Origin of the sequence: Cellulomonas sp. T2.31MG-18 (genome assembly GCF_964266755.1) — a bacterium.
Taxonomy (GTDB): Bacteria; Actinomycetota; Actinomycetes; order Actinomycetales; family Cellulomonadaceae; genus Cellulomonas.
The window spans coordinates 563,274-584,404 of record NZ_CAXWGW010000001.1 but is presented as its reverse complement, the minus strand read 5'-3'; the positions used below and the strand labels follow the sequence as shown (position 1 = coordinate 584,404).

General features: G+C 75.3%; 20 protein-coding genes and 1 tRNA gene. 8 read left to right on the top strand and 13 right to left on the bottom strand.

Annotated elements, in window-relative coordinates; all coding sequences use genetic code 11:
* The first annotated feature begins 176 nt into the window (after positions 1-176).
* Genes ACFQTY_RS02670 through ligD form a run of 3 tightly spaced genes read left to right on the top strand, consistent with a single transcriptional unit; the run spans position 177 to position 4,453 of the window.
* On the top strand, positions 177-425 hold the full coding sequence (locus tag ACFQTY_RS02670) for a hypothetical protein (RefSeq protein WP_378096903.1): 249 nt from the start codon (positions 177-179) through the stop codon (positions 423-425).
* Positions 407-3,325 carry an AAA family ATPase gene (locus ACFQTY_RS02665; protein WP_378096900.1) on the top strand — a complete coding sequence of 973 codons (2,919 nt, stop codon included), beginning with the start codon at positions 407-409 and terminating at the stop codon, positions 3,323-3,325. The genes ACFQTY_RS02670 and ACFQTY_RS02665 overlap by 19 nt, the downstream gene beginning before the upstream one ends.
* 57 nt (positions 3,326-3,382) lie before the next feature.
* Entirely contained in the window at positions 3,383-4,453 is a 1,071-nt protein-coding gene (gene ligD / locus ACFQTY_RS02660) for a non-homologous end-joining DNA ligase (protein ID WP_378096897.1), read from the top strand.
* Between the two features lie 25 nt (positions 4,454-4,478).
* Here the strand turns inward: ligD and ACFQTY_RS02655 are convergent, their stop codons facing one another.
* The gene (locus ACFQTY_RS02655) at positions 4,479-4,943 is read right to left on the bottom strand and encodes a nucleotidyltransferase domain-containing protein (RefSeq protein WP_378096894.1); all 465 of its coding nucleotides are present in this window, start codon (positions 4,941-4,943) and stop codon (positions 4,479-4,481) included.
* A 54-nt stretch (positions 4,944-4,997) separates the two neighbouring features.
* Positions 4,998-5,858 carry a M15 family metallopeptidase gene (locus ACFQTY_RS02650; protein WP_378096891.1) on the bottom strand — a complete coding sequence of 287 codons (861 nt, stop codon included), beginning with the start codon at positions 5,856-5,858 and terminating at the stop codon, positions 4,998-5,000.
* 380 nt (positions 5,859-6,238) lie between these two features.
* Between ACFQTY_RS02650 and ACFQTY_RS02645 the strand changes: the two genes are divergently transcribed.
* Positions 6,239-7,534, top strand: a complete 1,296-nt coding sequence (locus ACFQTY_RS02645; protein ID WP_378096888.1) for a hypothetical protein — start codon at positions 6,239-6,241, stop codon at positions 7,532-7,534.
* A 189-nt stretch (positions 7,535-7,723) separates the two neighbouring features.
* Here the strand turns inward: ACFQTY_RS02645 and ACFQTY_RS02640 are convergent, their stop codons facing one another.
* The 6 genes from ACFQTY_RS02640 to ACFQTY_RS02615 form a co-directional block, all read right to left on the bottom strand.
* On the bottom strand, positions 7,724-7,945 hold the full coding sequence (locus ACFQTY_RS02640; RefSeq protein WP_378096885.1) for a hypothetical protein: 222 nt from the start codon (positions 7,943-7,945) through the stop codon (positions 7,724-7,726).
* Positions 7,946-8,149: 204 nt separating this feature from the next.
* A complete protein-coding gene (locus ACFQTY_RS02635; RefSeq protein ID WP_378096882.1) occupies positions 8,150-8,449 on the bottom strand; it encodes a hypothetical protein in 300 nt (99 codons plus the stop codon).
* A gap of 119 nt (positions 8,450-8,568) precedes the next feature.
* Entirely contained in the window at positions 8,569-9,321 is a 753-nt protein-coding gene (locus ACFQTY_RS02630) for an alpha/beta hydrolase (protein ID WP_378096879.1), read from the bottom strand.
* Positions 9,322-9,530: 209 nt separating this feature from the next.
* The gene (locus ACFQTY_RS02625; protein WP_378096876.1) at positions 9,531-10,541 is read right to left on the bottom strand and encodes a LacI family DNA-binding transcriptional regulator; all 1,011 of its coding nucleotides are present in this window, start codon (positions 10,539-10,541) and stop codon (positions 9,531-9,533) included.
* Between the two features lie 115 nt (positions 10,542-10,656).
* A tRNA-Thr gene (locus ACFQTY_RS02620) sits at positions 10,657-10,729 on the bottom strand.
* A gap of 116 nt (positions 10,730-10,845) precedes the next feature.
* On the bottom strand, positions 10,846-12,438 hold the full coding sequence (locus tag ACFQTY_RS02615; RefSeq protein ID WP_378096873.1) for an alpha/beta hydrolase: 1,593 nt from the start codon (positions 12,436-12,438) through the stop codon (positions 10,846-10,848).
* A gap of 131 nt (positions 12,439-12,569) precedes the next feature.
* Here ACFQTY_RS02615 and ACFQTY_RS02610 point away from each other — a divergent pair, with 131 nt between their 5' ends.
* The 4 genes from ACFQTY_RS02610 to ACFQTY_RS02595 all read left to right on the top strand — a co-directional run bounded on the left by ACFQTY_RS02610 (position 12,570) and on the right by ACFQTY_RS02595 (position 15,543).
* Positions 12,570-13,040, top strand: a complete 471-nt coding sequence (locus ACFQTY_RS02610; RefSeq protein ID WP_378096868.1) for a hypothetical protein — start codon at positions 12,570-12,572, stop codon at positions 13,038-13,040.
* On the top strand, positions 13,037-13,387 hold the full coding sequence (locus tag ACFQTY_RS02605; protein WP_378096865.1) for a hypothetical protein: 351 nt from the start codon (positions 13,037-13,039) through the stop codon (positions 13,385-13,387). Before ACFQTY_RS02610 ends, ACFQTY_RS02605 begins: the two co-directional genes overlap by 4 nt.
* Positions 13,388-13,432: 45 nt before the next feature.
* Positions 13,433-14,263, top strand: a complete 831-nt coding sequence (locus ACFQTY_RS02600; protein WP_378096862.1) for a response regulator transcription factor — start codon at positions 13,433-13,435, stop codon at positions 14,261-14,263.
* Positions 14,264-14,385: 122 nt separating this feature from the next.
* Positions 14,386-15,543: a histidine kinase dimerization/phospho-acceptor domain-containing protein gene (locus ACFQTY_RS02595; protein WP_378096859.1), complete on the top strand. Its 1,158-nt coding sequence runs from the start codon at positions 14,386-14,388 to the stop codon at positions 15,541-15,543.
* On the opposite strand, the gene ACFQTY_RS02590 is transcribed toward ACFQTY_RS02595, so the two are convergent.
* The 5 genes from ACFQTY_RS02590 to ACFQTY_RS02570 all read right to left on the bottom strand — a co-directional run bounded on the left by ACFQTY_RS02590 (position 15,488) and on the right by ACFQTY_RS02570 (position 21,034).
* Positions 15,488-16,252 (bottom strand): TetR/AcrR family transcriptional regulator, encoded by a 765-nt coding sequence (locus ACFQTY_RS02590; RefSeq protein WP_378099075.1) that lies wholly within the window; start codon positions 16,250-16,252, stop codon positions 15,488-15,490. The two genes, ACFQTY_RS02595 and ACFQTY_RS02590, sit on opposite strands and share 56 nt — an antisense overlap.
* A gap of 65 nt (positions 16,253-16,317) precedes the next feature.
* Positions 16,318-17,706, bottom strand: coding sequence for a DUF222 domain-containing protein (locus tag ACFQTY_RS02585; protein WP_378096856.1), 1,389 nt, complete (start codon positions 17,704-17,706; stop codon positions 16,318-16,320).
* A gap of 422 nt (positions 17,707-18,128) precedes the next feature.
* A complete protein-coding gene (locus ACFQTY_RS02580; RefSeq protein WP_378096853.1) occupies positions 18,129-19,265 on the bottom strand; it encodes a DNA polymerase III subunit delta' in 1,137 nt (378 codons plus the stop codon).
* Complete coding sequence (gene tmk, locus ACFQTY_RS02575; protein WP_378096850.1) at positions 19,262-19,924, bottom strand: dTMP kinase; 663 nt, start codon at positions 19,922-19,924, stop codon at positions 19,262-19,264. The genes ACFQTY_RS02580 and tmk overlap by 4 nt, the downstream gene beginning before the upstream one ends.
* A gap of 96 nt (positions 19,925-20,020) precedes the next feature.
* Positions 20,021-21,034, bottom strand: a complete 1,014-nt coding sequence (locus ACFQTY_RS02570; protein ID WP_378096847.1) for a Gfo/Idh/MocA family protein — start codon at positions 21,032-21,034, stop codon at positions 20,021-20,023.
* Positions 21,035-21,131: the final 97 nt, after the last annotated feature.

Sequence of the window (21,131 nt, the reverse complement as noted above, 5' to 3'; positions counted from 1 at the left end):
GCGCGCTGCCTCAGCGCCCTGGGCGGGCCACCTCAGGGACGGCCCGTGCCGCCTCAGACGTCGTCGGGCGCACCGCACGCGCAGGACTGGGCGATCGACCGATCCGCCGACCCGGGCCTCACGGCGACCTTGGGGTCATCACACGGAGAAGGACGAAGGACGGGGAGCGCACCACCATGATCGAGATCACCAGGACGTGGCAGGCACCGGCGGTCGACGCCGACCTGGCCTACCGCCGCGAGCACCTGCTGGACGAGCTGGGCCAGGCACGCCGGGCGGCGTACCTCAGCCGTGCGGCCCGCGCCGAGCGCGCCGCACGCCGCGATGCCGCCGGCCGGCAGCGGTCCGGCGGCCCGGGGTCGATAAGCAGGTGGCTGCGTGGGTGGCCCCTGCGAGGATCGGGGGCATGGCACGCAGCCCGATGAGCACGCCGTTCGTCGCCCGTGCGGCACAGGTCGAGCGCCTCTGGGAGGCGTTCGAGGGCGCGAGCGCGGGCGACCCGTCGCTGGTGGTCGTCGCCGGTGACGCCGGCGTCGGCAAGACGCGGCTGGTGCGCCACGTGAGGAGCCTGGCCAAGCAGGCCGGCGCCCGGACGGTCGTGTCGGCGTGCGTCGACCTCGGGGAGATCGGCCTGCCGTACCTGCCGTTCGCGGCGGCGCTCGCGACGCTGCAGGGCCTGGAGCCGGACGTGGTCGACGCGGTGGTGGCGGACCGTCCGGCGCTCGGCCGGCTGCTGCCCGGCGGGGCGGACCGACCTGCCCGGGCCGACGAGGCGCAGGACCGGTTCGAGCTGTTCGAGGGCGTGGCCGACGTGCTGGCGCGCATGGGCACGGCCGAGCGGCCGCTGCTGGTGGTGCTCGAGGACCTGCACTGGGCGGACGCCTCCTCGCGGGACCTGCTGCGCTTCCTGGTCAGCCGCCTGGCCATGCAGCACCTGCTGCTGGTCGCCACGTACCGCACGGACGACCTGCACCGGCGCCACGCCCTGCGCCCGCTGATCGCCGAGCTGGTGCGGCACCCGCGCGTGCAGCGGCTGGAGCTGCTGCCGTTCGACGAGCCGGAGCTGCGGGAGTTCACCACGGCGGTGCTCGGTGCTCCCTTGGACGACGACACCTTCGGCCGGGTGGTCGCCCGCTCGGAGGGCAACGCGTACTTCGCCGAGGAGCTGCTGGCGGCCGGTCCCGAGACGGACGAGCTGCCGTGGTCCCTGGTCGACGTGCTGCGCGTGCGGCTCGAGGCGCTGCAGCCCGCGTCCCAGCGGCTGGCGGAGCTGGTCGCAGCCGCCGGACGCAGCGTCCCGGAGACGCTGCTGCGCGCCGCGGCCGCGGCCGACGACTCCGCGGTGCTGAGCGGGCCGGGCGCGGTGGACCTCGCCCTGCGGGACGCCGTCGCCCAGCACGTGCTGGCCGCCGAGGACGGCGGCCGCATCGCGTTCCGGCACGCCCTGCTGGCCGAGGCGGTGTACGGGGACCTGCTGCCGGGCGAGAAGTCGGGCCTGCACCGCGCGTACCTCCGCGCTATGCAGGCCGACCCGACCGTCGCCTCGTCGGCCCGCCTGGCCAGCCACGCGCTGCGCGCCCCGGACCTCGACGTCGCGCTCACCGCCTCCTACGCCGCGGCCCGCGAGGCGCAGGCCGTGCTGGCGCCCGAGGAGCAGCTGCAGCACCTCGAGGTGGTGCTCCGGCTGTGGGACGCGGCCCCTCGTGCGGCCGTCGGGCTGCCGGAGGACCACGTGGCGCTCCTGGGCCTCGCGGCGGGCGCGGCGTCGGAGGCCGGACGGGCGGACCACGCGCTGCAGCTGGCCCGGGCCGCGGTCGACGAGACCGGCCACGACCCACGCCGCCAGGCGGGCTGTCGCACGGCGCTCGCCCGGTTCCTGCTCGACGCCGACCGGGTGCACGAGGCCCGGACCGAGGCGTCCCGCGCCGTGGCCGTGCTCGACGAGCCGTCCGCCGATCGGGCGTGGGCACTGGCGACCTACGCGCGCGCCGCGATGAACATGGACCTCGACGAGGAGGCCGAGGTGGTGGCGACGCAGGCGCTCGAGGTGGCGCGGGCCGTCGGCGCCACCGACGCCGAGTCGGACGCGCTGACCACGCGGGCCCTGCTGGTCAGGGAGTCGCCGGAACGGTCCGAGGAGCTGCTCGAGGCGGCGCTGGTGCGCGCCGAGGAGTCCGGGGACCTGGCGACGGAGCTGCGGACCCGGTTCAACCTGGTGTCCGGCCGGTACTACGCGGGTGACCTCGCCGGGGCCGCTGCGCTCGCGGCGAGCAGCGTGGCGCGCGCCGAGCGGCTCGGCGCCGGCCGCGGGGCGTACACGCTGGAGCTGCGCTGGATGGCCGAGCTGATCCGGTACCAGTCGGGCGACCTCACCCCCGGGTCGGCGGCGCGCGCCCCGGTCGACCAGTGGGACGAGCACACGTCGTGGCTGGCCGTGGCGTGCACGTACGCCGCCGTCGCGCGGGGCGACGAGGACGCCGTCGAGCGCGGGCGGGCCCTGGTGGCGCACCGGGACCGGGACCCGCAGATCCTGCTGATCGCGGGCGGCACCACGGTCGACGCGCTGACGTGGCGAGGCGAGCCCGACGCCGCCGTCGAGCTGGCCGCGGACGTGCTGACCGGGGTGGCGGCCTCCTGGGGCGAGTACGTGCTCGGCGGCATCTGGGTGTGCGCGCTCGCGCTGGCGGCGCACGCCGATGCGGCGGAGGAGGAGCGGCTCGCCGGCCGGGACGTCACGCAGCGGCTCGAGGCCGGCGAACGGCTGCTGGGCCACGCCGAGGACACCGCGGTGAAGGGGCGTCCGCGCGGTGGCCGGCTGGGACCGGAGGGTCGCGGCTGGGCGGCACGGGCCCGCGCGGAGCACGCGCGGCTGAACGGTCGGCCGGAGCCGGAGCTGTGGGCGGCGGCGGTCGCGGAGTTCGGCAGCGGGTTCCGGTACGAGGTGGCCAGGACCCGGTGGCGGTGGGCGGAGGCGCTGCTGGCCGTCGGCGACCGCAGCGGTGCGCAGGGTCAGGCGTTGACGGCGTTGGCCGAGGCCGAGGCGATGGGCGCGCGCCCGCTGGCCACCGCGGTGCGGGCCCTGGCGCGTCGCGGCCGGCTGGAGCTGCCCGGCACCCGGGCCGAGACGGCGGACGTGCTGACGGCCCGCGAGGCAGAGGTGCTGCGCCTGGTGGCTCAGGGGCTGTCCAACCGGCAGATCGGCGAGCGGCTGTTCATCTCCGCCAAGACCGTGTCCGTGCACATCTCCAACCTGCTGGCCAAGCTCGGCGTGTCCGGCCGAGCGGAAGCCGTCGCGGTGGCCCACCACCGAGGGCTGCTGAGCTGAGCCGACGGGCCGGCGGCAGGGGGTGCCGGTGTCGGTGCGCGGCTCTAGCGTGAGCCCATGCCGAGCGCCAGTACGCCCGCCGTCGAGCTCGAGGTGCGCGGCCGCACCGTGCGCGTGTCCAACCCGGACCGGCTCTACTTCGCCGAGCGGGGGCTGACCAAGCTCGACGTGGTCGAGTACTTCGTCGCGGTGGGTGACGGGATCCTCGGCGCGCTGCTGGACCGCCCGACGACGCTCGAGCGCTGGCCCCGCGGCTGGTTCGCCGACGCGAAGCGGGCCACCCGCGCCGACTCGTCGGGCGACGCGTTCTACCAGAAGCGGGTGCCGCAGGGCGCCCCCGACTACGTCGAGACGAGCCGGATCGGCTTCCCGAGCGGTCGCACGGCCGACGAGGTGGCACCGACCGAGCTGGCCGTCGTCGCGTGGGCCGCCAACCTCGGCACGCTGACCTTCCACCCCTGGCCGGTGGTGCGCGACGACGTCGACCGACCGGACCAGCTGCGCATCGACCTGGACCCGCAGCCGGGCACCGACTTCACCGACGCCGCCCGGGTCGCGCCGCACGTCCGCGAGCTGCTGACCGAGCACGGTCTGACGGGGTTCCCCAAGACGTCCGGCGGCCGCGGCATCCACGTCTTCGTGCCGATCGAGCCGCGCTGGACCTTCACCGAGGCCCGCCGCGCCACCATCGCGTTCGGCCGGGAGCTGACCCGCCGGCTGCCGGAGCAGGTGACGGTGAAGTGGTGGAAGGAGGAGCGCGGCTCGAAGATCTTCGTCGACTACAACCAGATGGCACGCGACCGCACCATCGCCTCGGCCTACTCGGTCCGGGCCAACGCCCGTGCCACCGTGTCCGCTCCCCTGCGCTGGGACGAGATCGCCGACGTGGCGCCGGACGACTTCGACGTCACGACGATGCCGGCGCGGTTCGCCGAGGTCGGGGACCTGTTCGCCCCGCTGGTCGCCCACCGGGAGCCGCGCTACTCGATCGAGTCGCTGCTGGAGCTGGCGGACCGGCAGGAGCGCGACGAGGGCGAGGGTGACCTGCCCTACCCGCCGGAGTACCCGAAGATGCCGGGCGAGCCGAAGCGCGTGCAGCCGAGCAAGGACGCCGACCGCCCCCGCTGACGGGCGGCTGTCACCGGCGCGACCGTCAGCGATCGCCCCCGACGCCGAGCGCGGTGAGCAGCCGGCCCAGGACGCCCACCGGGTCGTGCAGCACGCGGAACCCGTCGCGCACCACCCGCGCGGTGCCGTCGTCCACCGGCTCGGCCGCCCACTCGCGCGGCACGATCCCCAGCTCGACCTCCAGGCCGCTCGCCAGCCGCACCCGTCGCTCGGTCAGCACTCCCCAGGCCTGCGTCCGCACCGGCGTCACGCCCTGGCCGACCGCCGCCGGGATCCAGTCGTCCCCCTGGATCCAGCGCTCGGGCACGTCGGTCACCAGGACGAGGTCGACGTCGGAGTCCGCGCTCGCAGCGCCACGTGCCCACGACCCGGCCAGCCCTACCGCGACGACGTCGGGACGTGCCGCCGCCCACGCCGCCACGGAGCGGCACACGGCCATGACCTCGTCCCGCCGGCTCGGCTCGGACGGCATGCTCGGTTCGGACGGCATGCTCGGTCCCTCGGTCATCGGAGGTTCGTCGCGGCGCGCTGCGCGGGCGACCCGTCAGCCCATGTACTCGTAGTGCCAGTACTCCGGCCCCGACCCGTTCTGCAGGGCCCACGCCGGCTGGACCCAGCCGAACGACGGACCGTGCGCCAGCAGCCACGCGCGCTGCGCGCTGTTCCAGCCGTACTCGCACGGCAGCTCCGGCACGTCGATCGCCTTGCCGTACCCGTGCGGCGACGTCCCCGGCACGGCGGCGACGGTGCCGAGCGCGGCGCGCATCGCGACCTGCGTCGCGTAGTCCCGGTACGCCAGGTCGATGTCCAGGTCGTGCCCGAACGCCGCCCGGAACGCGACGTTGAGCCGCTCGAGCGCCTGCGCCGCCGGGGTGAGCAGGTAGAAGCGGGTGCCGTGCGAGTCGGTGGTCCAGGACAGCGCCGTCATGGACGAGGCCGGCAGGTTCCCGTTCGAGCCGTCGCCGGTCGCGGTGGGCACCGACGTCCAGAACGGCGGCCCGGTGTAGGTGGTGCGGCAGGGGTCGACGGACGACGTCGGCGCGGGGCTCGCTGCGGCACGGGCCTTCGCCGCTGCCTGGGCCGCTGCCTGCGCAGCCCGGGCGGCCTGCCAGGCCTGCTGCGCCTGGTTCACCTGCGCCGCGGCGGTGGAGACGGAGGCGGTGAGCGTCGCGGCGCGGGCCGGCGCGACGGTCCCGGCGAGCGCCTGGTCGGCCTCGGTGAGCGCCGACGACAGGGCCGTGCGCACCGCGTCGTCGGACACCTGCCCGGCGCTGCCGTCGAGCACGGCACGCGCCGCGGCGACCGCCTGCTGCAGGTCGGCACGGGACTGGTCGGTCAGACCCTGGGCCGCCGCCTGCGCAGCCTGGGCCGTCAGGCCGGACACCTGCGACGCGTCGTCGCTCACGGCCGCGGCCGCCCGAGCCGACGTCAGATCGTCCGCCGCAGCGGCCGGTCGCCGACCGTCCTGCCAGGCCCACGCCCCCGTGCCGCCCGCACCCAGCACCAGGGCGGCGGCGAGCGCGACAGCGGCGGGACGACGGATGGCGTACCTCCCCGATCGGTGCGACGGGGTCCGCAGCAGTGCGGCGCGACGGACGAGCCAGGCTAACCCGGTGCCCCGCGGGGCGCCCAGCCCCCGACCACCACTCGGGTGGGTGCCCGGAGGCGACCCCCGCCCACGACCAGGTCCGACGACCCACGAGACCACCCGCGGGACCACCCGCGGGAGCGATCTCACTCTCCGGGTTCCTCAAGACCGGCGCGGCGCTGGTCGATCCCCACACCATGACCGAGTTGACTGCGATGGTGCAGACGCTCACGCCCGACCCCACCCTCGTCGGCCCGCGTGACCTCACCTCGCACGAGCACGCCGACCTCGAGCGGCTCCGAGCACCGCTCGCCGGCAGCGTCGACCGCACGGACTCCCGGGCGCTGAGCTGGTTCTGGGACCGGGTGGTCCCCCAGCCCGGCACGGCCGCGCCGGCGGGGCTCGTGGAGTGGGTCGGGGTCGCACTCGGCGACCTGCTGGTCACCCATGTCGCCGGTTCCCGCTGGGTGGTGTGCCCGGGACCGTCCGGACCGACGCTCGGCATCGTCGGCGATGCGCACCCCCTGGCACCGGTGGTCCCGATCCCGGACGCGCAGGACCGGTGGGACGCCGGCGCCCGCGGCTGGATCGGCGGCTACCTCGGCGCGGCAGCCGCGCACCTGGCGGGCGTCACGATGCCGCAGCCGCGCGTGTCGGTCGAGAACGTGACCTCCTCTGAGCGCACCACCGGGCCGGCACCCGCGCCCGTGGACGACGAGCCCTCGGCCCCTGACGACTCCCTCGCCGGCTCCTTCACCGCGTCCGGCAGCGAGCCGGACGCCGCACCGGCGGCGGAGGCGGAGGCGACGGAGTGGACCCCCGTCGTCGTGCCGGCGCCGGGCACACCGCTGCCCAGCCGTCACCACGCCCCGGCGGACGGAACCGCCGCCGCGACTGCCGGTGCCGCACCGACTGCTGACCCGGGACCGCACACCGCCTCGCGAGCGGCCGCCGCGCCTGCTCCCGTCCAGCCTGCGCCCGTCCAGCCTGCACCCGTCGAGCCGGCAGCCGTCCAGCCGGAGCCGGTCCGCCCGGCACCCGTCCAGCCGACGGCGGTCCAGCCGACCGCCCCGCAGCGGCCGACCAACCTGCCGCACCCCCCGTCGACCGCCGCGCAGGAGCTGGCGCTGCGCGCCCTCGAGCACGCGCTGGTGGTGCTGCGCCGCGGACCGTTCGACCGCGAGGCGTTCGTCATGCTGGTCGACGAGTCGGGCACCCGCACCCTCGCCTGCACCGGTGAGCCGTCGCAGGCCCTGCGACAGGCGCGGGACACCGCGCGCACCTCAGGTGCCCGCGCGGTGGCGATCGGCTGGATCGACCGGCGCCCGGCCGGTATCCCGGACCCGCGTCAGGGGTTCCCGGCGGTGCTGATCGAGGCGTCGGAGGCAGGAGCGCCGGGGCTGAAGGTGGCGCACCGGTTCGTGGAGGACGCGCTCGGCACCGGCCCGCTCGGCGACCCCGTGCTGGTGGGCGAGGTCCCGCCGCTGCTCTAGCAGCAGCTGGTGCTCAGGTCCGGCTGGTGCTCAACTGCGGCTGGTGCTCGGCTCCGGCGGGACTGGATGGCCCGGGCCGCGTCGACCTCCGGACACAGGAATCGCCCGGCGACGTCGTCGTCGGGCGATTCGGTTTGACCGGCCTCGCGTGAGACCTGCGGGCGCGACGCTGCGTCCGCGTGGTGCGTCTCAGGCGATGCGGCGCTTGGCGCGGAACTCGTCGGCGATCTGCTGGGCCTGCAGGCTGATCAGGGCCCGGTAGTACTCGAAGAGGATGGCCACCCGCTCGGCGGGCACCTCGTCGTCGCCGTCGCGCGCCGCCAGCCACTCGTACTTCGCCACGCGGATCTCCGCGTCCGATATGTGCAGCTGCCAGTCCGCTGTCGTCGGGAGCTCGTTGTTCGGTTCCATGCCGTGAGTCTGGACCGGCCGGAGGGCGCCTGGGACGAACGTCCTGTGTTTTCGCCCCCCGTGACAACGCGTCGCGACACCGTGTCACATAACCCGCCCGGGTGAGCGACCCACCACCGGCACCGGTCCTGACCTGCGAGGACACACCCTCGCAGATTTTGGACGACTGTCATGGTCAAGCGTCCAGTTCACCCTTTACTGCCACTAGGCGAGACGGCTCCGGGGGCTCTCCGGGGCGTCGACCGAGCCCGCACCGTCCTCGTCCAGCTGCCGGTGCAGCCCGTCGAGCTCCGTCCGGAGCTCCGCAGCCGTCTGCGCCCACCGGCGCGCCTCGTCGTCCCGGCCCCACACCTCCGCGTAGCCGCGGGCGCGGAACATCGCCAGGCTCAGGCGAACGGTGGTGTCGCGGACGCGTGCCCGCAGGAACGCCTCCTGCAGGCCTGCCAGCCCGAGGTCGCCCGGGTGCCCGACGAGCGGGTCACGTCGGTCGAGGGAGGCGGTCATGCCCTACTGATCGGTCTGCGAGGGCCGATCGGTGAGTCATCCGGCACGACTACCCGGGAGATCACACGGCGGCAGAGCCGGACCGGTCAGGCACCGCCCCCGTCAGGCACCAGTCCCCGTCAGGCACCACTCCCCGTCAGATACCACTCGAGGAACCGCTCCGACTGCTCGACCTCGACCCAGGGCACCTGGTGGTGGCCGCCGACGTGGGCCCGCAGCGTCTTGTGCGGTGAGCCGAAGGCGTCGAACAGCGCCAGCCCGGAGGGGCGGTCCAGCTCCGGGTCGTCCCAGGAGAGGATCACCTCGACCGGGATGGTCACCTGCCGGGCGAGGGCGAGCACCGGCTCGGTGCCGAAGTAGCCGCCCAGCACCGCCGCGCGGACGCGGGCGTCGGCCAGGATCAGCGGGATCCCGATGCCGGTGGCCAGCGTCAGACCGGTGTACCCGATGGGCGCCTCGGCACCGACCTGCGGCAGGGCCCGCAGCGCGTCGATCGTCGCGCGCCACTCCGGCACGGCCCGCTCGGCGATCGACGTGTTGAGCTCGACGACGATCGGCGCGAGCGGCTGACCGGCCGCGCGGGCGGCCAGCATCGCGTCGACCAGGCGCTGGTCCGGGGCGCTGCGCGGACGGTCGCCGTGCCCCGGCGCGTCGACGGCCGCGACGGCGTACCCGTACGTGCCGACCAGGTGACGGGCACGCGCCACGAGGCCCGGCGCGCGCTTGTGCAGCCCACCGCCGTGACCCATCAGCACCAGGGCGGGGGGTGGCTCGACGGCGCCGCTGGGGGTCCAGAGGACCCCGGGGACGTCGTCGAGCGTGAAGTCGTGCTCGTCGACGCCGTCGGCGGACGAGGAGGTGTGCAGGTGCATGGCGGACGCCTTCCGATCAGCTGACGGAGGGCTCCCGGCGTCGAGCGAGCAGGCCGGTCAGTGACGACGTGGGGAGCACCCGTGGGACACAGCGTTCATCGGTGCTCACCCCCCTGGAGTCGTCGGCCTCGCGCACAGGGTCCCGTGGGTCGGCGCGGTTGTCGACGGCATTTCCGTGCTGCTCGAGGCCTGAGCGACCTCTGGCGTGCTCAGCGCCGCGGCGCGGCGGTGCTGCCCCGCACGACGAGGCTGGTCGGGATCAGCTCGCTCCCGGGCGGGGTACCGCCGGCGATCGTCTCCAGCAGCACCTGCAGGCAGCGCTCCCCCAGCCTGCCGAAGTCCTGGCGCACGGTGGTCAGCGGCGGGACGAAGTGCGCGGACCCGTCGACGTCGTCGAACCCCACCACCGACACGTCGTCCGGGACCCGCAGGCCGGCCTCCCAGAACGCCCGCAGCAGGCCGAGCGCCAGCTGGTCGTTGGCGGCGAACACCGCGGTCGGCGGCCCACCCGCCACCAGCTCCCGCCCGACGGCGTAACCGCGGTCGGCGCTCCAGTCGCCCGTGCTGGGCTCCCGCGACTCGATGCCGGCGGCGGCCAGCTCGTCGTGCCAGCCCTCGATGCGGCGGCGTGCGTCCAGCCAGTCGGTCGGGCCGGCCAGGTGCAGCACGTCCCGGTGCCCGAGGTCCAGCAGGTGCCGCACCGCCTGGCGCGCGCCGGCGTAGTGGTCCACCGCGACCGACCGCAACGGCGCCGGCAGGGCCATCGGCCCCACCATCACCACCGGCACCGGGGAGGCGAAGGAGCGCACGGCCTCGACCGCGTCGTCGTGCGCCGCGAGCACCACGACCCCGTCGACACCCTCCGTCATGAAGTGCTCGAGCACGGACGCGACGTCGTCCGAGCTCCACGCCGGCAGCGTGGCCAGGGACACGAACAGCCCGAGCTCGCGGGCCGCGTTCTCGATCGCGATCAGGGTGCTGGTCGGCCCGAACAGCGCGGAGCCGGACGAGAGGACGCCGATGGTGCCGCTGCGGCGGGTCACCAGCGCCCGCGCGGCGAGGTTGGGCCGGTACCCCAGGGCGGCGACGGCGTCGAGCACCCGCCGTCGGGTGGCCGGACGCACGCTGGGATGGTCGTTGAGGACCCGGGAGACGGTCTGGTGGGACACCCCGGCGAGCGCGGCGACGTCGCTCATCACGGGTGGGCGTGTGCTGGACATCGGTCCGAATCCTCCACCCCTCGAGGAGCCCGAGGTGGCCGGACACCCCGCCGACCCGTGAGACACGAAGGCCCCGCGCCGGCATTGGTGCTGGTCGCGGGGCCGTTCGGTGCGGAGCCGCCTGAGAGAATCGAACTCTCGACCTTCTCATTACGAGTGAGACGCTCTGCCGACTGAGCTAAGGCGGCGTCGTCGTGGGGTGACGCGGAGCGACCCCCGGCACGGCGAGCGCGCCCACTGTACCCGGAGCCCGGTCCGGCCTCCAAAGCGGGTCCGCGGCGGCGGCACCGGCCAGGGCCGGGCTTCAGCAGCGCGTGCCGGCCTTGGGGGCCGTGCCGTCGAGGAAGTAGTCGTCCACGGCGTTCTGCACGCAGGAGTTGGACAGGCCGTAGGCGCCGTGCCCCTCCCCGACGTGGGTGAGCAGGACGCCCGACGACAGGGTCGAGGCCATCTTCTGCGCCCAGACGTACGGCGTCGCCGGGTCGTTGGTGGTGCCGACGACGACGATCGGCGGCGCACCCTTCGCCGAGTAGTCGGTCAGGTCCGTCACCTGGGGCACCGGCCAGCTGGCGCAGGTGGTGCCGGAGTAGGCGAAGAAGTCGCCGACGGTGGGCGCCGCCTGCTTGATGGCGGCGGCCTGGGTGCGCATGGTCGCCAGGTCCGACGAGCCGCGGGAGTCCAGGCAGTCGATGGCGGTGAACGCCTCGGTGGTGTTGGTGGTGTACCGGCCGTCGGACGCGCGGTCGTAGTACGCGTCGGCCAGCTGCAGCAGCCCGGAGCCGTCGCCCTTCACCGCGGCGGTCAGCGCCTGGGTCAGCATCGGCCAGGCCTTCTGCGAGTACAGCGGGTAGGCGATGCCGGTGAAGGCCAGCGGCGCCGTCAGCCGGCGGGAGGTGCCGGTGGGCAGCGGGGTGGTGTGCGTGTGGGTCAGCAGGCCGGCGATCTCCTTCATCGCGGTGTCCACGTCGCCCGTCAGCGGACAGCCCTTCCCGCCCAGGCAGTCGGTGACGTATGCGCGCAGGGCGCTCTCGAACCCGGCTGCCTGGCCGGCCGCGACGGCATCGGCGTCCAGCGTCGGGTCCAGCGCCGAGTCGAGCACCATGCGGCCGACGGTCTTGGGGAACAGCGCCGCGTAGGTGGCGCCGAGCTTGGTGCCGTACGAGTAGCCGAGGTAGTCGAGCGTCACGTCGCCGACCGCGGCCCGCACCACGTCCATGTCCTTGGCGGAGCTGATGGTGTCGACGTGCCCCAGCACGGCACCCGTGTTCTGGGCGCACGCGGCGCCGAAGTCGGCCCACGCCTTCTCCTGGGCCTGCACGCCGGCGTCGGTCGACAGGTCGAAGTCGGCGGACACCAGCTTGTCCATCTGCGGGCCGTCGTAGCACTTCACGGGCGCCGACCGCTGCACGCCGCGGGGGTCGAAGGCCACCAGGTCGTACTCGTCGCGCACCTCGGCGCTCACCACGGTGCCGGCCGTCTCGAGGAAGTCGACGGCCGAGGCGCCCGGTCCACCCGGGTTGACCAGGATCGACCCGACGGTGTCCGACCCCTTGGCCTTCAGCCGTGCCACGGCCAGGTCGATGGTCTGGCCGGCCGGCTGGGCCCAGTCGAGCGGGACCGTGACGGTGCCGCACTGGGCGGTCTCGCCCTGCGGCGCCGCGACGCCGGAGCAGCCCTTCCACTGCACGGTCTGCGAGTAGAACCGGGTCAGGTCCGCCGGGACCGGGGTCGCGGGCGCCGACACGCTGCGCGAGGCGTTGCCCGTGGGGCTGGTCCGGTGCTTGGCGGGGGCCGGCGTGCAGCCGGCGAGCACGAGTCCGACGACGAGCAGGGCCGATGCCGCACCGAGGCGGGTCGACCGGCGCAGGCCGGTGGACGGCCGGGCGGCGATGGGCATGGCGCCCACCGTAACGGTCGGTGCTGAACAGTCTTGACGGAACCCGAACACAGGGCGGACACACCCCGAACCGAGGTGGTCGACAGTCCTCCTCGTCGGCGGGAGCGGCCCGCCCTGGTGAAGGAGTCGTCATGACGCTGCCCCTCGCACGCATCGTCGGGACCGTCGCGCTGACCGGGGCGCTCGCGCTCGGTGCCGCCGTGCCCGCCCTCGCCGACGGGACGTCCACCCCCGTCGCGACCCCGACGGCGAGCTCGTCGCCCAGCCCGTCGACGCACGTGACGGTCGACGGGAACACGGTCACCATCACCACCGACCTGGCCACGGTCCAGGCGTGGTGCACCCGCGACCACAAGGCCCAGGCCCGCCTGACGGCGCTGCAGCAGCGGATCCAGGCCGGGGCCGACACCAAGGGCTCGGTCGCCTGGCTGCGCGCCAAGGCCGCCGCAGCGGCGACCGCCGGGCACCCCGAGCAGGCGAAGCGGCTCAACGAGCGCGCCGACCGGCGCCAGGACCGGCTGCCGCAGATCGCCGACGCGCTGACCCGGCTGAAGAACGCGGACACCACGGTGTGCTCCGCCCTGCCCGGCGCGGGCGCATGAGCCTGCGCCTGCGCGCAGACGCGCGCCGAGATGGCGTCGCGCTGCTGCTCACCGCGGGGCTCGTGGCCGGCCTGGCCGGCTGCGGCCTCGCGGGGCACGGCAGCGCGGGGGCCGGTGGCGGGACGACGAACGGCGCGGCCAGCGGGACGGCGGGCGGGAGCGCGGCCCGTGGCGGGTCGACGGCCGGCAGCGCGTCCGGCGGGACGGGGGCTGGCGCCGGAGGCTCGTCCGGCGCGTCGTCGTCGCCTGCCGCGACGGACGTCAACGGGCTGCAGCAGGCTGTCGACCAGGCCGGCAGCCTCGCCGACCAGGTGGACCAGGACATGGCGGGCGACGCCTCGTCCTGACCCCGTCGCCCGGCACGGCGGGCGCGGCAGCCGACAGGAGGATCGATGGCGCAGGGCAGCGGGCTGGTGGTGCTCGCCGAGGACGACCCGGCGGTGACCGAGCTGGTGCGCCTGTACCTGACCCGCGACGGGTTCACGGTGCAGGCCTACGCCGACGGCTCGCACGCGCTGCAGGCCGTGCTGACCCATCGTCCCGTCGCCGTCGTGCTCGACATCGGCCTGCCCGGCCTGGACGGCATCGAGGTGTGCCGACGGCTGCGCGCTCGCGGGGACCGCACGCCGGTGCTGTTCGTCACCGCGCGGGACGACGAGGTGGACCGGGTGCTCGGGCTCGAGCTCGGTGCCGACGACTACGTCACCAAGCCGTTCAGCCCCCGCGAGCTCGTCGCCCGCGTGCACGCGGTGCTGCGCCGGACGCAGCCGGTGGACGCCGAGCGGCTGACGCTGGGGCCCGTGACCGTCGACGTGCCGGGCCGGCGGGTGTGGGTCTCCGACCGGCCGGTGCACCTGACCGCGACGGAGTTCGACCTGCTCACGCACCTGCTGCGCACACCGGGGCGGGTGTGGCAGCGCGAGGAGCTGCTCGCGGCGGTCTGGGGGTACGCCGACGCCGGCAGCCGCACGGTCGACGTCCACGTCGCCCAGCTCCGCGCCAAGCTGGGCGCGGAGGCGCCGCTGCGCACGGTCCGCGGGGTCGGCTACGCGGCCGACGAGGCCGCGGGCGGCGCGGAGCAGGGCGGACGCGGCGGTGCGGGACAGGGCGGGAGCGACGGCACTGACCCGCACGGGCCTGACGGTGCTGACCATCGGCAACACGGCGGTGCGGACCCCGACGGACGGGCAAGCTCCGACCAGCGTGGGCGAGGCCGGCTGTGACCGGCACGCCGGCCGATGACCGGTTTCCCGCCACTGCTCCGATCCCCCTCGCGAGCCCTCCCGACGTACCCCGCCGCGACGCCCCCCGTCGGTGGTCCGGCCACCTGAGCCTCAGCGTCCAGATGACCCTGGTGTGCGTCGCGGTGGCCCTGGTCGCGGCCGCTCTCTCCGGGGTGGCCGCCGCGCGGGCCGTCGTCCAGGAGGACCGCATCGCGGCCGCCGCGGCGGCGGCACCGGAACCCGTCGCCACCACCGCGGCGGAACGGGCTCGGGAGCGAGCGCGTGAACGCGCGCTGGCTCGCGCCGAGGCCCGGCCGCTGCAGCGCGTGGAGCGGGCGGTCGCCATCGCCCTCGCCGTGGGCCTCGGCGTCGGTCTCCTCGCCGGCGGGGGCGCCGCCCGGTTGCTGACCCGTCCGCTGCGCCGCACCGCCGTCGCCGCCACCGCCCTGCAGCACGGCCGCCGAGACGTCAGGGTGCCGGCCGAGGGTCCGCCCGAGATCGCCGAGGTGGCCGACTCGCTGAACGCCCTGGCAGCGGCGCTGGCGACGTCCGAGGCCAGGCAGCGTCGGTTCCTGCTGTCCGTCTCGCACGAGCTGCGCACGCCGCTGACGGCCGTGCAGGGGTTCGGCGAGTCGATCGCCGACGGCGTGGTCGAGGGTGAGCAGGCCCGGGAGGCCGGACGCGTGGTGGTCGCGGAGTCGCAACGGCTGGCGCGCCTGGTGGAGGACCTGCTGGCGTTGGCCCGGATGGGCGCCGACGACTTCCGGCTGGAACCCGCCACGGTGGACGTCGGTGCGCTGGTGGACGACGCGGGCCGCACCTGGTCGGCCCGGGCTGCGGCCTCCGGTGCCGTGCTCCGGGTGGAGCTGCCCACGGTTCCGCTGGTGATCCGCACGGATCCCGGCCGGTTGCGGCAGGTGCTCGACGGCCTGGCGGCCAACGCTGTGCGCATGACCCCCGCGGGACACCCCGTGGTGCTCGCCGCACGCCCGCCGCTCCTGACGGACCCGCCCGGGACGGCCGCCGTTCTCCAGGTGCGCGACGGCGGCCCGGGGCTGACGGAGTCCGACCGTGCCGTCGCCTTCGAGCCCGGTGCGCTCGGGGCCCGCTACCGGGACGAGCGGCCCGTGGGCGTCGGCATCGGCTTGTCCCTGGTGCACGGTCTGGTGCAGCGGCTGGGCGGCGCCATCGCCGTCGACGTCGCACCGGAGGGCGGCGCGGCGTTCACGGTCGCCCTACCCCTGGCGGCACCGACCGGCGCGCCGTCGCCTCTGCCGTGACGGGCTGCTTCCCGCCGGTGAGCAGCGGGACGACGACCTCGTCGACGATGGACGCCACCGCCAGGCCCGACGGCGCCCGCAGCGTCGTCGTCACCTCCTGACGCAGCAGGTCGGCGGCGAGCCGCAAGGTGCGCGGCGTCACCCGGCTGGGGTCCACCTCACCCCTGCGCTCGGCGCGGCGGACCACCTCCACGACCGCGGCACCGCCACCGCCGAGCCAGTGCTCGCGCAAGGCGTACGGGGCGATGCCGGTCTCCCGGTAGAACTCCCCCATCTGGACGCCGAGCAGCACCATCACGTCCGTCCGCCGCGTCATCGCGTGCAGGATCTCGAGCAGGTCGCCGCGCAGGCTGCCCGTGTCCGGTGCCGGTGCGGCGTCGCCGGCGGTGCGGTGCCGCAGTGCCGCCAGCGCCAGGTCGCGGCGGGTGGACCAGCGGCGGTAGACGACGCTGCGCGACGTGCCGGCCCGCGTGGCGACGGCGTCGAAGGTCAGATCGGCATAGCCCCGCTCCACCAGCTCGCCCCACGCCGCCTCGAGCAGCGCCGCGTCGAGCTGAGCGCCCCGCCGACGACGCCGAAGCCCAGAACCGGCATCGCGCCCGGTATCGCGCCCGGTATCGCGGCCGGCATCGCGCCTCGGGCCCGGCCCTGGATCGCCGCCTCGACCGCGCCCTGGATCGCGCCTGGAACCGGGAGCCGGACTCTCCACGTCAAGGTCCACGGATGCATCTTATCGGCAGCCGCGTCTAAGATCCACTGACGACTCTTAGCCGGTCAGCCGCTGGTCATCGCGGGCACCCGCGCCGGCGCCGGTCCAGGCGGGGCGGGGCGACCCGGGACGGAGACGAGCGGCACGCCGTGCCGGCTGCTGAACGACCAACCACCGGTCCGGGAAGGCCGGATGCGCACGTGGTGCCGGTGGACCACGTCGTGGTGGTGCCAGCACAGCAGGACGCCCGTGTTGACGTCGGTCTCCCCGCCGTCCCGCACCCACTCGGCGACGTGATGGATCTCGCCCAGCGCCGGCGGCGCTGTGCACCCTGGATACCGGCACGTGCCGTCGCGGGCGACCACCGCCCTCCGGCGGGGACCGGCGTAGGTGCGCTCGGCGCGGCCGACGTTGATCACCTGCGAGTCCGGACCGAACACGAGCCGCGAGACGGCGGAGTCGCAGGCCAGCCGCGCGAGCACCGTCTGCGGCACAGGACCGGCACCGACCAGCTCCGCCACCGCGAACCGGTCGACGTCCGCGACGGTCGGCAACCGGAACGGCCGTCGCGCACGTCTGCCCGCGTCGCTCTCCACCAGTCGACGCTCCGCCACTCGACGCTCCACCGCTCCACCAACGGCGCGCGGGTCCGGGGCGCCGGCCTCGACGGCACGCCGCAACGTCTCGAAGTCGACGACGACGTCGAGGTGCGGCCGGACCGCTGCACCGGTGCCGACCAACCCGTGGTCGAGCACGAGCCGTGCGACGTCGGCAAGCCCCTGCGCGCGACGCTGCTGCGTGGTCCGTCGGTCGTCCGGGGCCGGGGGCGTCATCACGGCGTCCAGCGCGGCGTTGACCGCCGCACCGTGCTCGGTCGTCAGGAAGCCCGAGAGGTGATACCCGCCCTTCGTGGCGGCAAGCCCGACGAACTCCCGGTCGCACGCCTCGCGGTACCCGCGCTCGTCCGCGTCGGGATCGGCCGCGGCGGCCCAGCGCCGGGCCAGCCGGCGGAAGCCGTCGGCGCCGTCCTGAGCCGCGTGCTCGACGAGGAACTCCTCACCGCACTCCTCCGCCGATCCGGCGAGAGCGTCGCACCGCGGCTCGCTGGTGGCGACGACCGTCACCATCGTCCGCACCTGGTCCCGGCCCACCACCCCGGCCAGTGCCGCGGCGCTCGTGGCGGGCAGGTGCTCCCGCAGGACCCGGCCTGTGGTGACGAGCTCCCGCGCCCTGACGAACGACATCCCGGTGCGGGCGGCCAACCAGTGCGCGAACGAGCGAGAGCCGTCGGCCGCCCACATCCCGTCCTCGGCCGCCGACGCCGACAGCCACGCGGCCGCGACGCTCAGGCGGTCCAGCTGCTCGACCAGGCTCAACAGCACGTCCAGCGGTTCACCGCCGACGGCTCCGCCGACCGAGGACGCCCGCTGCACACCCTCCACGACGGCGTCCACCGCCACGGTGAGCGCGTCAACGACTCCGTCCGCTGCCGATCCGTGCACCGCTTACCACCGCCGCCCACCCGAGAGACCCGTCCGACCAGCACCAACGATATCGGGCTCGGCTGTATTCGAACGTGTGTTCGCAAAACTGTGTGTTCGCTGTGAGCGATATGACCCGCAGGCGACGGCGGACTCGTCGCGGCACCGCCCCCCGCCACACGAACCGCGCGGCCGGCCCAGCTCAACGCGCCCCGCGCCGGCCATGGCGGGACTCACGCCCACCGGGCGGCAGAGATACATGACTGTCTCTTGGGTGGGTACTCACGCGCCGGGCCGCCGCCGGTACCGGGCTCGGCGTCGGGCCCCGACACCCTCGACCTCGGCCCGCAGCTCGCAGCCGCCAGCCGGCAGGCGACACCGCGGACCCGCAGCTCTCAGCCCTGCGGCCGGAGCGCCACCGCCATCGCCTCGACCGCGAGCAGCGGCGCCACGTTCCCGGCCAGCCGCGTCCGTGCGACGCCCACGGCATCCATCCGCCGCAGCGTCTGCTCCGCGGTGCTGTCCGCCGCCAGCCCCCGCACCAGGGCCTCGTGCTCGCTGTTGACCAGCTCGACGCCCGCCCCGAACTGCACCACCAGGACGTCCCGGTAGAGCGACAGGAGGTCCACCATCGCCCGGTCCAGCACGTCGCGCTGCGAGCGGGTCGCGCGGCGCTTCTGCTCCTCCTCGAGCTGGCGCACCTGCGCCCGCACGGTCGGTGGGAGCGTCGCGGCGTTCTCGGCGCCGAGGGTGTGCAGCAGAGCGGCACGCTCGGCCGCGTCCTTCTCGTCCGTCCGCGCGCGGGCCTCCGCCTGCGACGTCTCGACCAGCTCCCCCGCAGCCAGCACCGCGTCGCCCACGCCGCGGATGCCACCGGCCAGCTCCAGCACGCGGTTGCGACGGGCCCGCGCGTCCGCGTCCCGCGCGAGCCGGCGGGCGATGCCGACGTGGCTCTGCGCGGCACGGGCCGCCACCAGGGCTGTGGTCGGGTCGATCCCGTCCCGACGAGCCAGCAGCTCCGCGACCGCCTCGACGGGCGGCACCCGCAACGGCACCGAACGACAGCGTGAGCGCAGGGTGACCAGCACGTCCTGGGCGCTCGGCGCGCACAGCACCCAGACGGTCCGCGCCGCCGGCTCCTCGATGGCCTTGAGCAGCACGTTGCCCGACGAGTCGTTCAGCCGGTCCGCGTCCTCGACCACCACCACCCGCCACCGGCCCTGCGACGGCGCCCGCGCCGCGAGCTCCACCAGCGGGCGCGCGGTGTCGACGCGGATGAACACGCCCTCGGTGGCCACCAGCGTCACGTCCGGATGGGTGCCCGCGAGCGCCGTCGTGCACTCGTGGCACACCCCGCAGCCGCCGCGCGGGCACTGCAGCGCCGCGGCGAAGGCCCGCGCCGCGTTGGACCGGCCCGATCCCGGTGGCCCCGTCAGCAGCCAGGCGTGGGTCATCGCCGTCGGGTCCGCCACCGCGTGCGCGAGCACGCCCACGGCCGGCTCCTGCCCGACGACGTCGTCCCAGACGGTCACGACGAGGCCCGCCCCGGATTGCCGACAGCCCCCGCGGCACCCACCGGCACACCGAAGAGCAGCGGCTCCACGCGCGCCCGGATCGCGTCCGCGAGCTCGTCGGCCGGCCGGGTCCCGTCCAGCACCAGCCACCGTCCCGGGTCCGCCGCCGCCCGGTCGAGGAACGCCTGCCGCGTCCGCCGGTGGAATTCGTCCCCCGCACGCTCCAGCCGGTCCGGCTCCCCGGTCAGTCGCGCCTTGCCCGCCACCGGGTCGATGTCGAGCAGCACCGTCAGCGCCGGGAGCAGCCCCTCGGTCGCCCACAGCGACAGCTGCTCCACGGCGTCGGCTCCGAGGTCCCGGCCGACCCCCTGGTACGCCACCGACGAGTCGAGGTACCGGTCCGTCACCACCACCTCGCCGCGGTCCAGCGCGGGCCGCACGACGGTGGTGACGTGGTGCGCACGGTCGGCGGCGTACAGCAGCGCCTCGGTGCGGGCGTCGACGTGGTCGCCGTGCATCACCGCGTTGCGGAGCAGCCGGCCGAGCTCGGTGTCCCCCGGCTCGAAGGTGAGCAGCACCGTGCGACCGGTGCTGACGAGCCAGTCGCGCAGCGCACGGGCCTGCGTCGACTTCCCGGCCCCGTCACCGCCCTCGAAGGACACGAACAGCCCGTTCACGTGCGCCAGGGTAGCCGCCGCCACCGACACCGCCCGGCACGGGGAGGGGGACCAGCCGCCTCGACCGATCCCCCCTTCGCCAACGTCGGGTGCGGCTCAGCCCCGCGGCTCGCCCGGGTACACCACGCCGACCTGCCGGCGCACCTCGTCCATCGTCCGGAGCACGGCCAGCGTGCCCTCCCACGTCATCCGCGGGCTCTCCGTCTCCCCTGCCGCCACGCGCCGCGCCACCTCGGCCGCCTCGTACTGCAGGCCGTTCTCGGCCGGCTGCGTGAACGTCCACACCCGCCCGTCCCGACGGGTCACCTGGAACGACGTCGGCCGGTAGAACTCGCCGGCGACCCGGATGTGACCCTCCGTGCCCGAGATGGACGACGTGGTGGGCGTCTTGGCCCACAGCGTGGTGTTCAGCTGCGCCAGCGCGCGGTCGCCGTAGCGCAGCACCGCGGACACCTGCCCATCCACACCGGTCTCCGTCAGCACGCCGACGGCGTGCACCTCGTCGGGAACGCCCAGGAAGTCGTGCGCCCAGGCGGCGGTGTACACGCCGAGGTCGAGCAGGGCGCCGCCGGCCAGCTCGGGTGCGTACACGCGGCTGCGCGGGTCGAAGGCGAACCACTGACCGTGGTCGGCGCGCAGGTTGACGATCTCGCCGATCTCACCGGCGTCGATCACCTGGTGCAGCGCGGCGACGTGCGGCAGGAACCGCGTCCACATCGCCTCCATGACGAAGACGCCGGCCTGCCGGGCGGCGGAGAAGATCTCCTCCGCCTCGGCGACGTTCCGGGTGAACGCCTTCTCGACGAGCACGTGCTTGCCGGCCTTGATCGCCTGCAGGGCGTTGTCCCGGTGCTCGGAGTGCGGGGTGGCGATGTAGACGGCGTCGACCTGAGGGTCCTCGACCAGCTGCCGGTACCCCACGTGCGTGGTCGGGATGCCGTGCGCCGTGGCGAACCGCTCGGCACGGTCGCGGTTGCGGGAGCCGACGGCCACCAGCTGGGCCCGCGTGTGCTGCGCCACCGCGTGGGCGAACACGGAGGCGATGCCGCCGGCGCCGAGGATGCCCCAGCGGATCGGAGGTGCGGTACGGGGGTCCTCGGTGCGTGGCATGGCGCCAACGTAGCGCTGCCGCGACCGCCTCGTCGCGCGCGCCCGAACGCGTCACGACGACCCTTGCGACCGGCTCACGACGAGCGTCGGGCCCCGT

Excerpts from the sequence above, each read along its gene's own strand:
- ACFQTY_RS02640 (WP_378096885.1), bottom strand. The coding sequence starts at position 7,945 with ATGGAACCGAACAACGAGCTCCCGACGACAGCGGACTGGCAGCTGCAC.
- ACFQTY_RS02600 (WP_378096862.1), top strand. The coding sequence starts at position 13,433 with ATGGCGCAGGGCAGCGGGCTGGTGGTGCTCGCCGAGGACGACCCGGCG.
- ACFQTY_RS02615 (WP_378096873.1), bottom strand. The coding sequence starts at position 12,438 with ATGCCCATCGCCGCCCGGCCGTCCACCGGCCTGCGCCGGTCGACCCGC.
- ACFQTY_RS02570 (WP_378096847.1), bottom strand. The coding sequence starts at position 21,034 with ATGCCACGCACCGAGGACCCCCGTACCGCACCTCCGATCCGCTGGGGC.
- ACFQTY_RS02610 (WP_378096868.1), top strand. The coding sequence starts at position 12,570 with ATGACGCTGCCCCTCGCACGCATCGTCGGGACCGTCGCGCTGACCGGG.
- ACFQTY_RS02605 (WP_378096865.1), top strand. The coding sequence starts at position 13,037 with ATGAGCCTGCGCCTGCGCGCAGACGCGCGCCGAGATGGCGTCGCGCTG.
- ligD (WP_378096897.1), top strand. The coding sequence starts at position 3,383 with ATGCCGAGCGCCAGTACGCCCGCCGTCGAGCTCGAGGTGCGCGGCCGC.
- ACFQTY_RS02655 (WP_378096894.1), bottom strand. The coding sequence starts at position 4,943 with ATGCCGTCCGAACCGAGCATGCCGTCCGAGCCGAGCCGGCGGGACGAG.
- ACFQTY_RS02635 (WP_378096882.1), bottom strand. The coding sequence starts at position 8,449 with ATGACCGCCTCCCTCGACCGACGTGACCCGCTCGTCGGGCACCCGGGC.
- ACFQTY_RS02595 (WP_378096859.1), top strand. The coding sequence starts at position 14,386 with ATGACCCTGGTGTGCGTCGCGGTGGCCCTGGTCGCGGCCGCTCTCTCC.
- ACFQTY_RS02630 (WP_378096879.1), bottom strand. The coding sequence starts at position 9,321 with ATGCACCTGCACACCTCCTCGTCCGCCGACGGCGTCGACGAGCACGAC.
- ACFQTY_RS02645 (WP_378096888.1), top strand. The coding sequence starts at position 6,239 with ATGACCGAGTTGACTGCGATGGTGCAGACGCTCACGCCCGACCCCACC.
- ACFQTY_RS02665 (WP_378096900.1), top strand. The coding sequence starts at position 407 with ATGGCACGCAGCCCGATGAGCACGCCGTTCGTCGCCCGTGCGGCACAG.
- ACFQTY_RS02670 (WP_378096903.1), top strand. The coding sequence starts at position 177 with ATGATCGAGATCACCAGGACGTGGCAGGCACCGGCGGTCGACGCCGAC.
- ACFQTY_RS02625 (WP_378096876.1), bottom strand. The coding sequence starts at position 10,541 with ATGTCCAGCACACGCCCACCCGTGATGAGCGACGTCGCCGCGCTCGCC.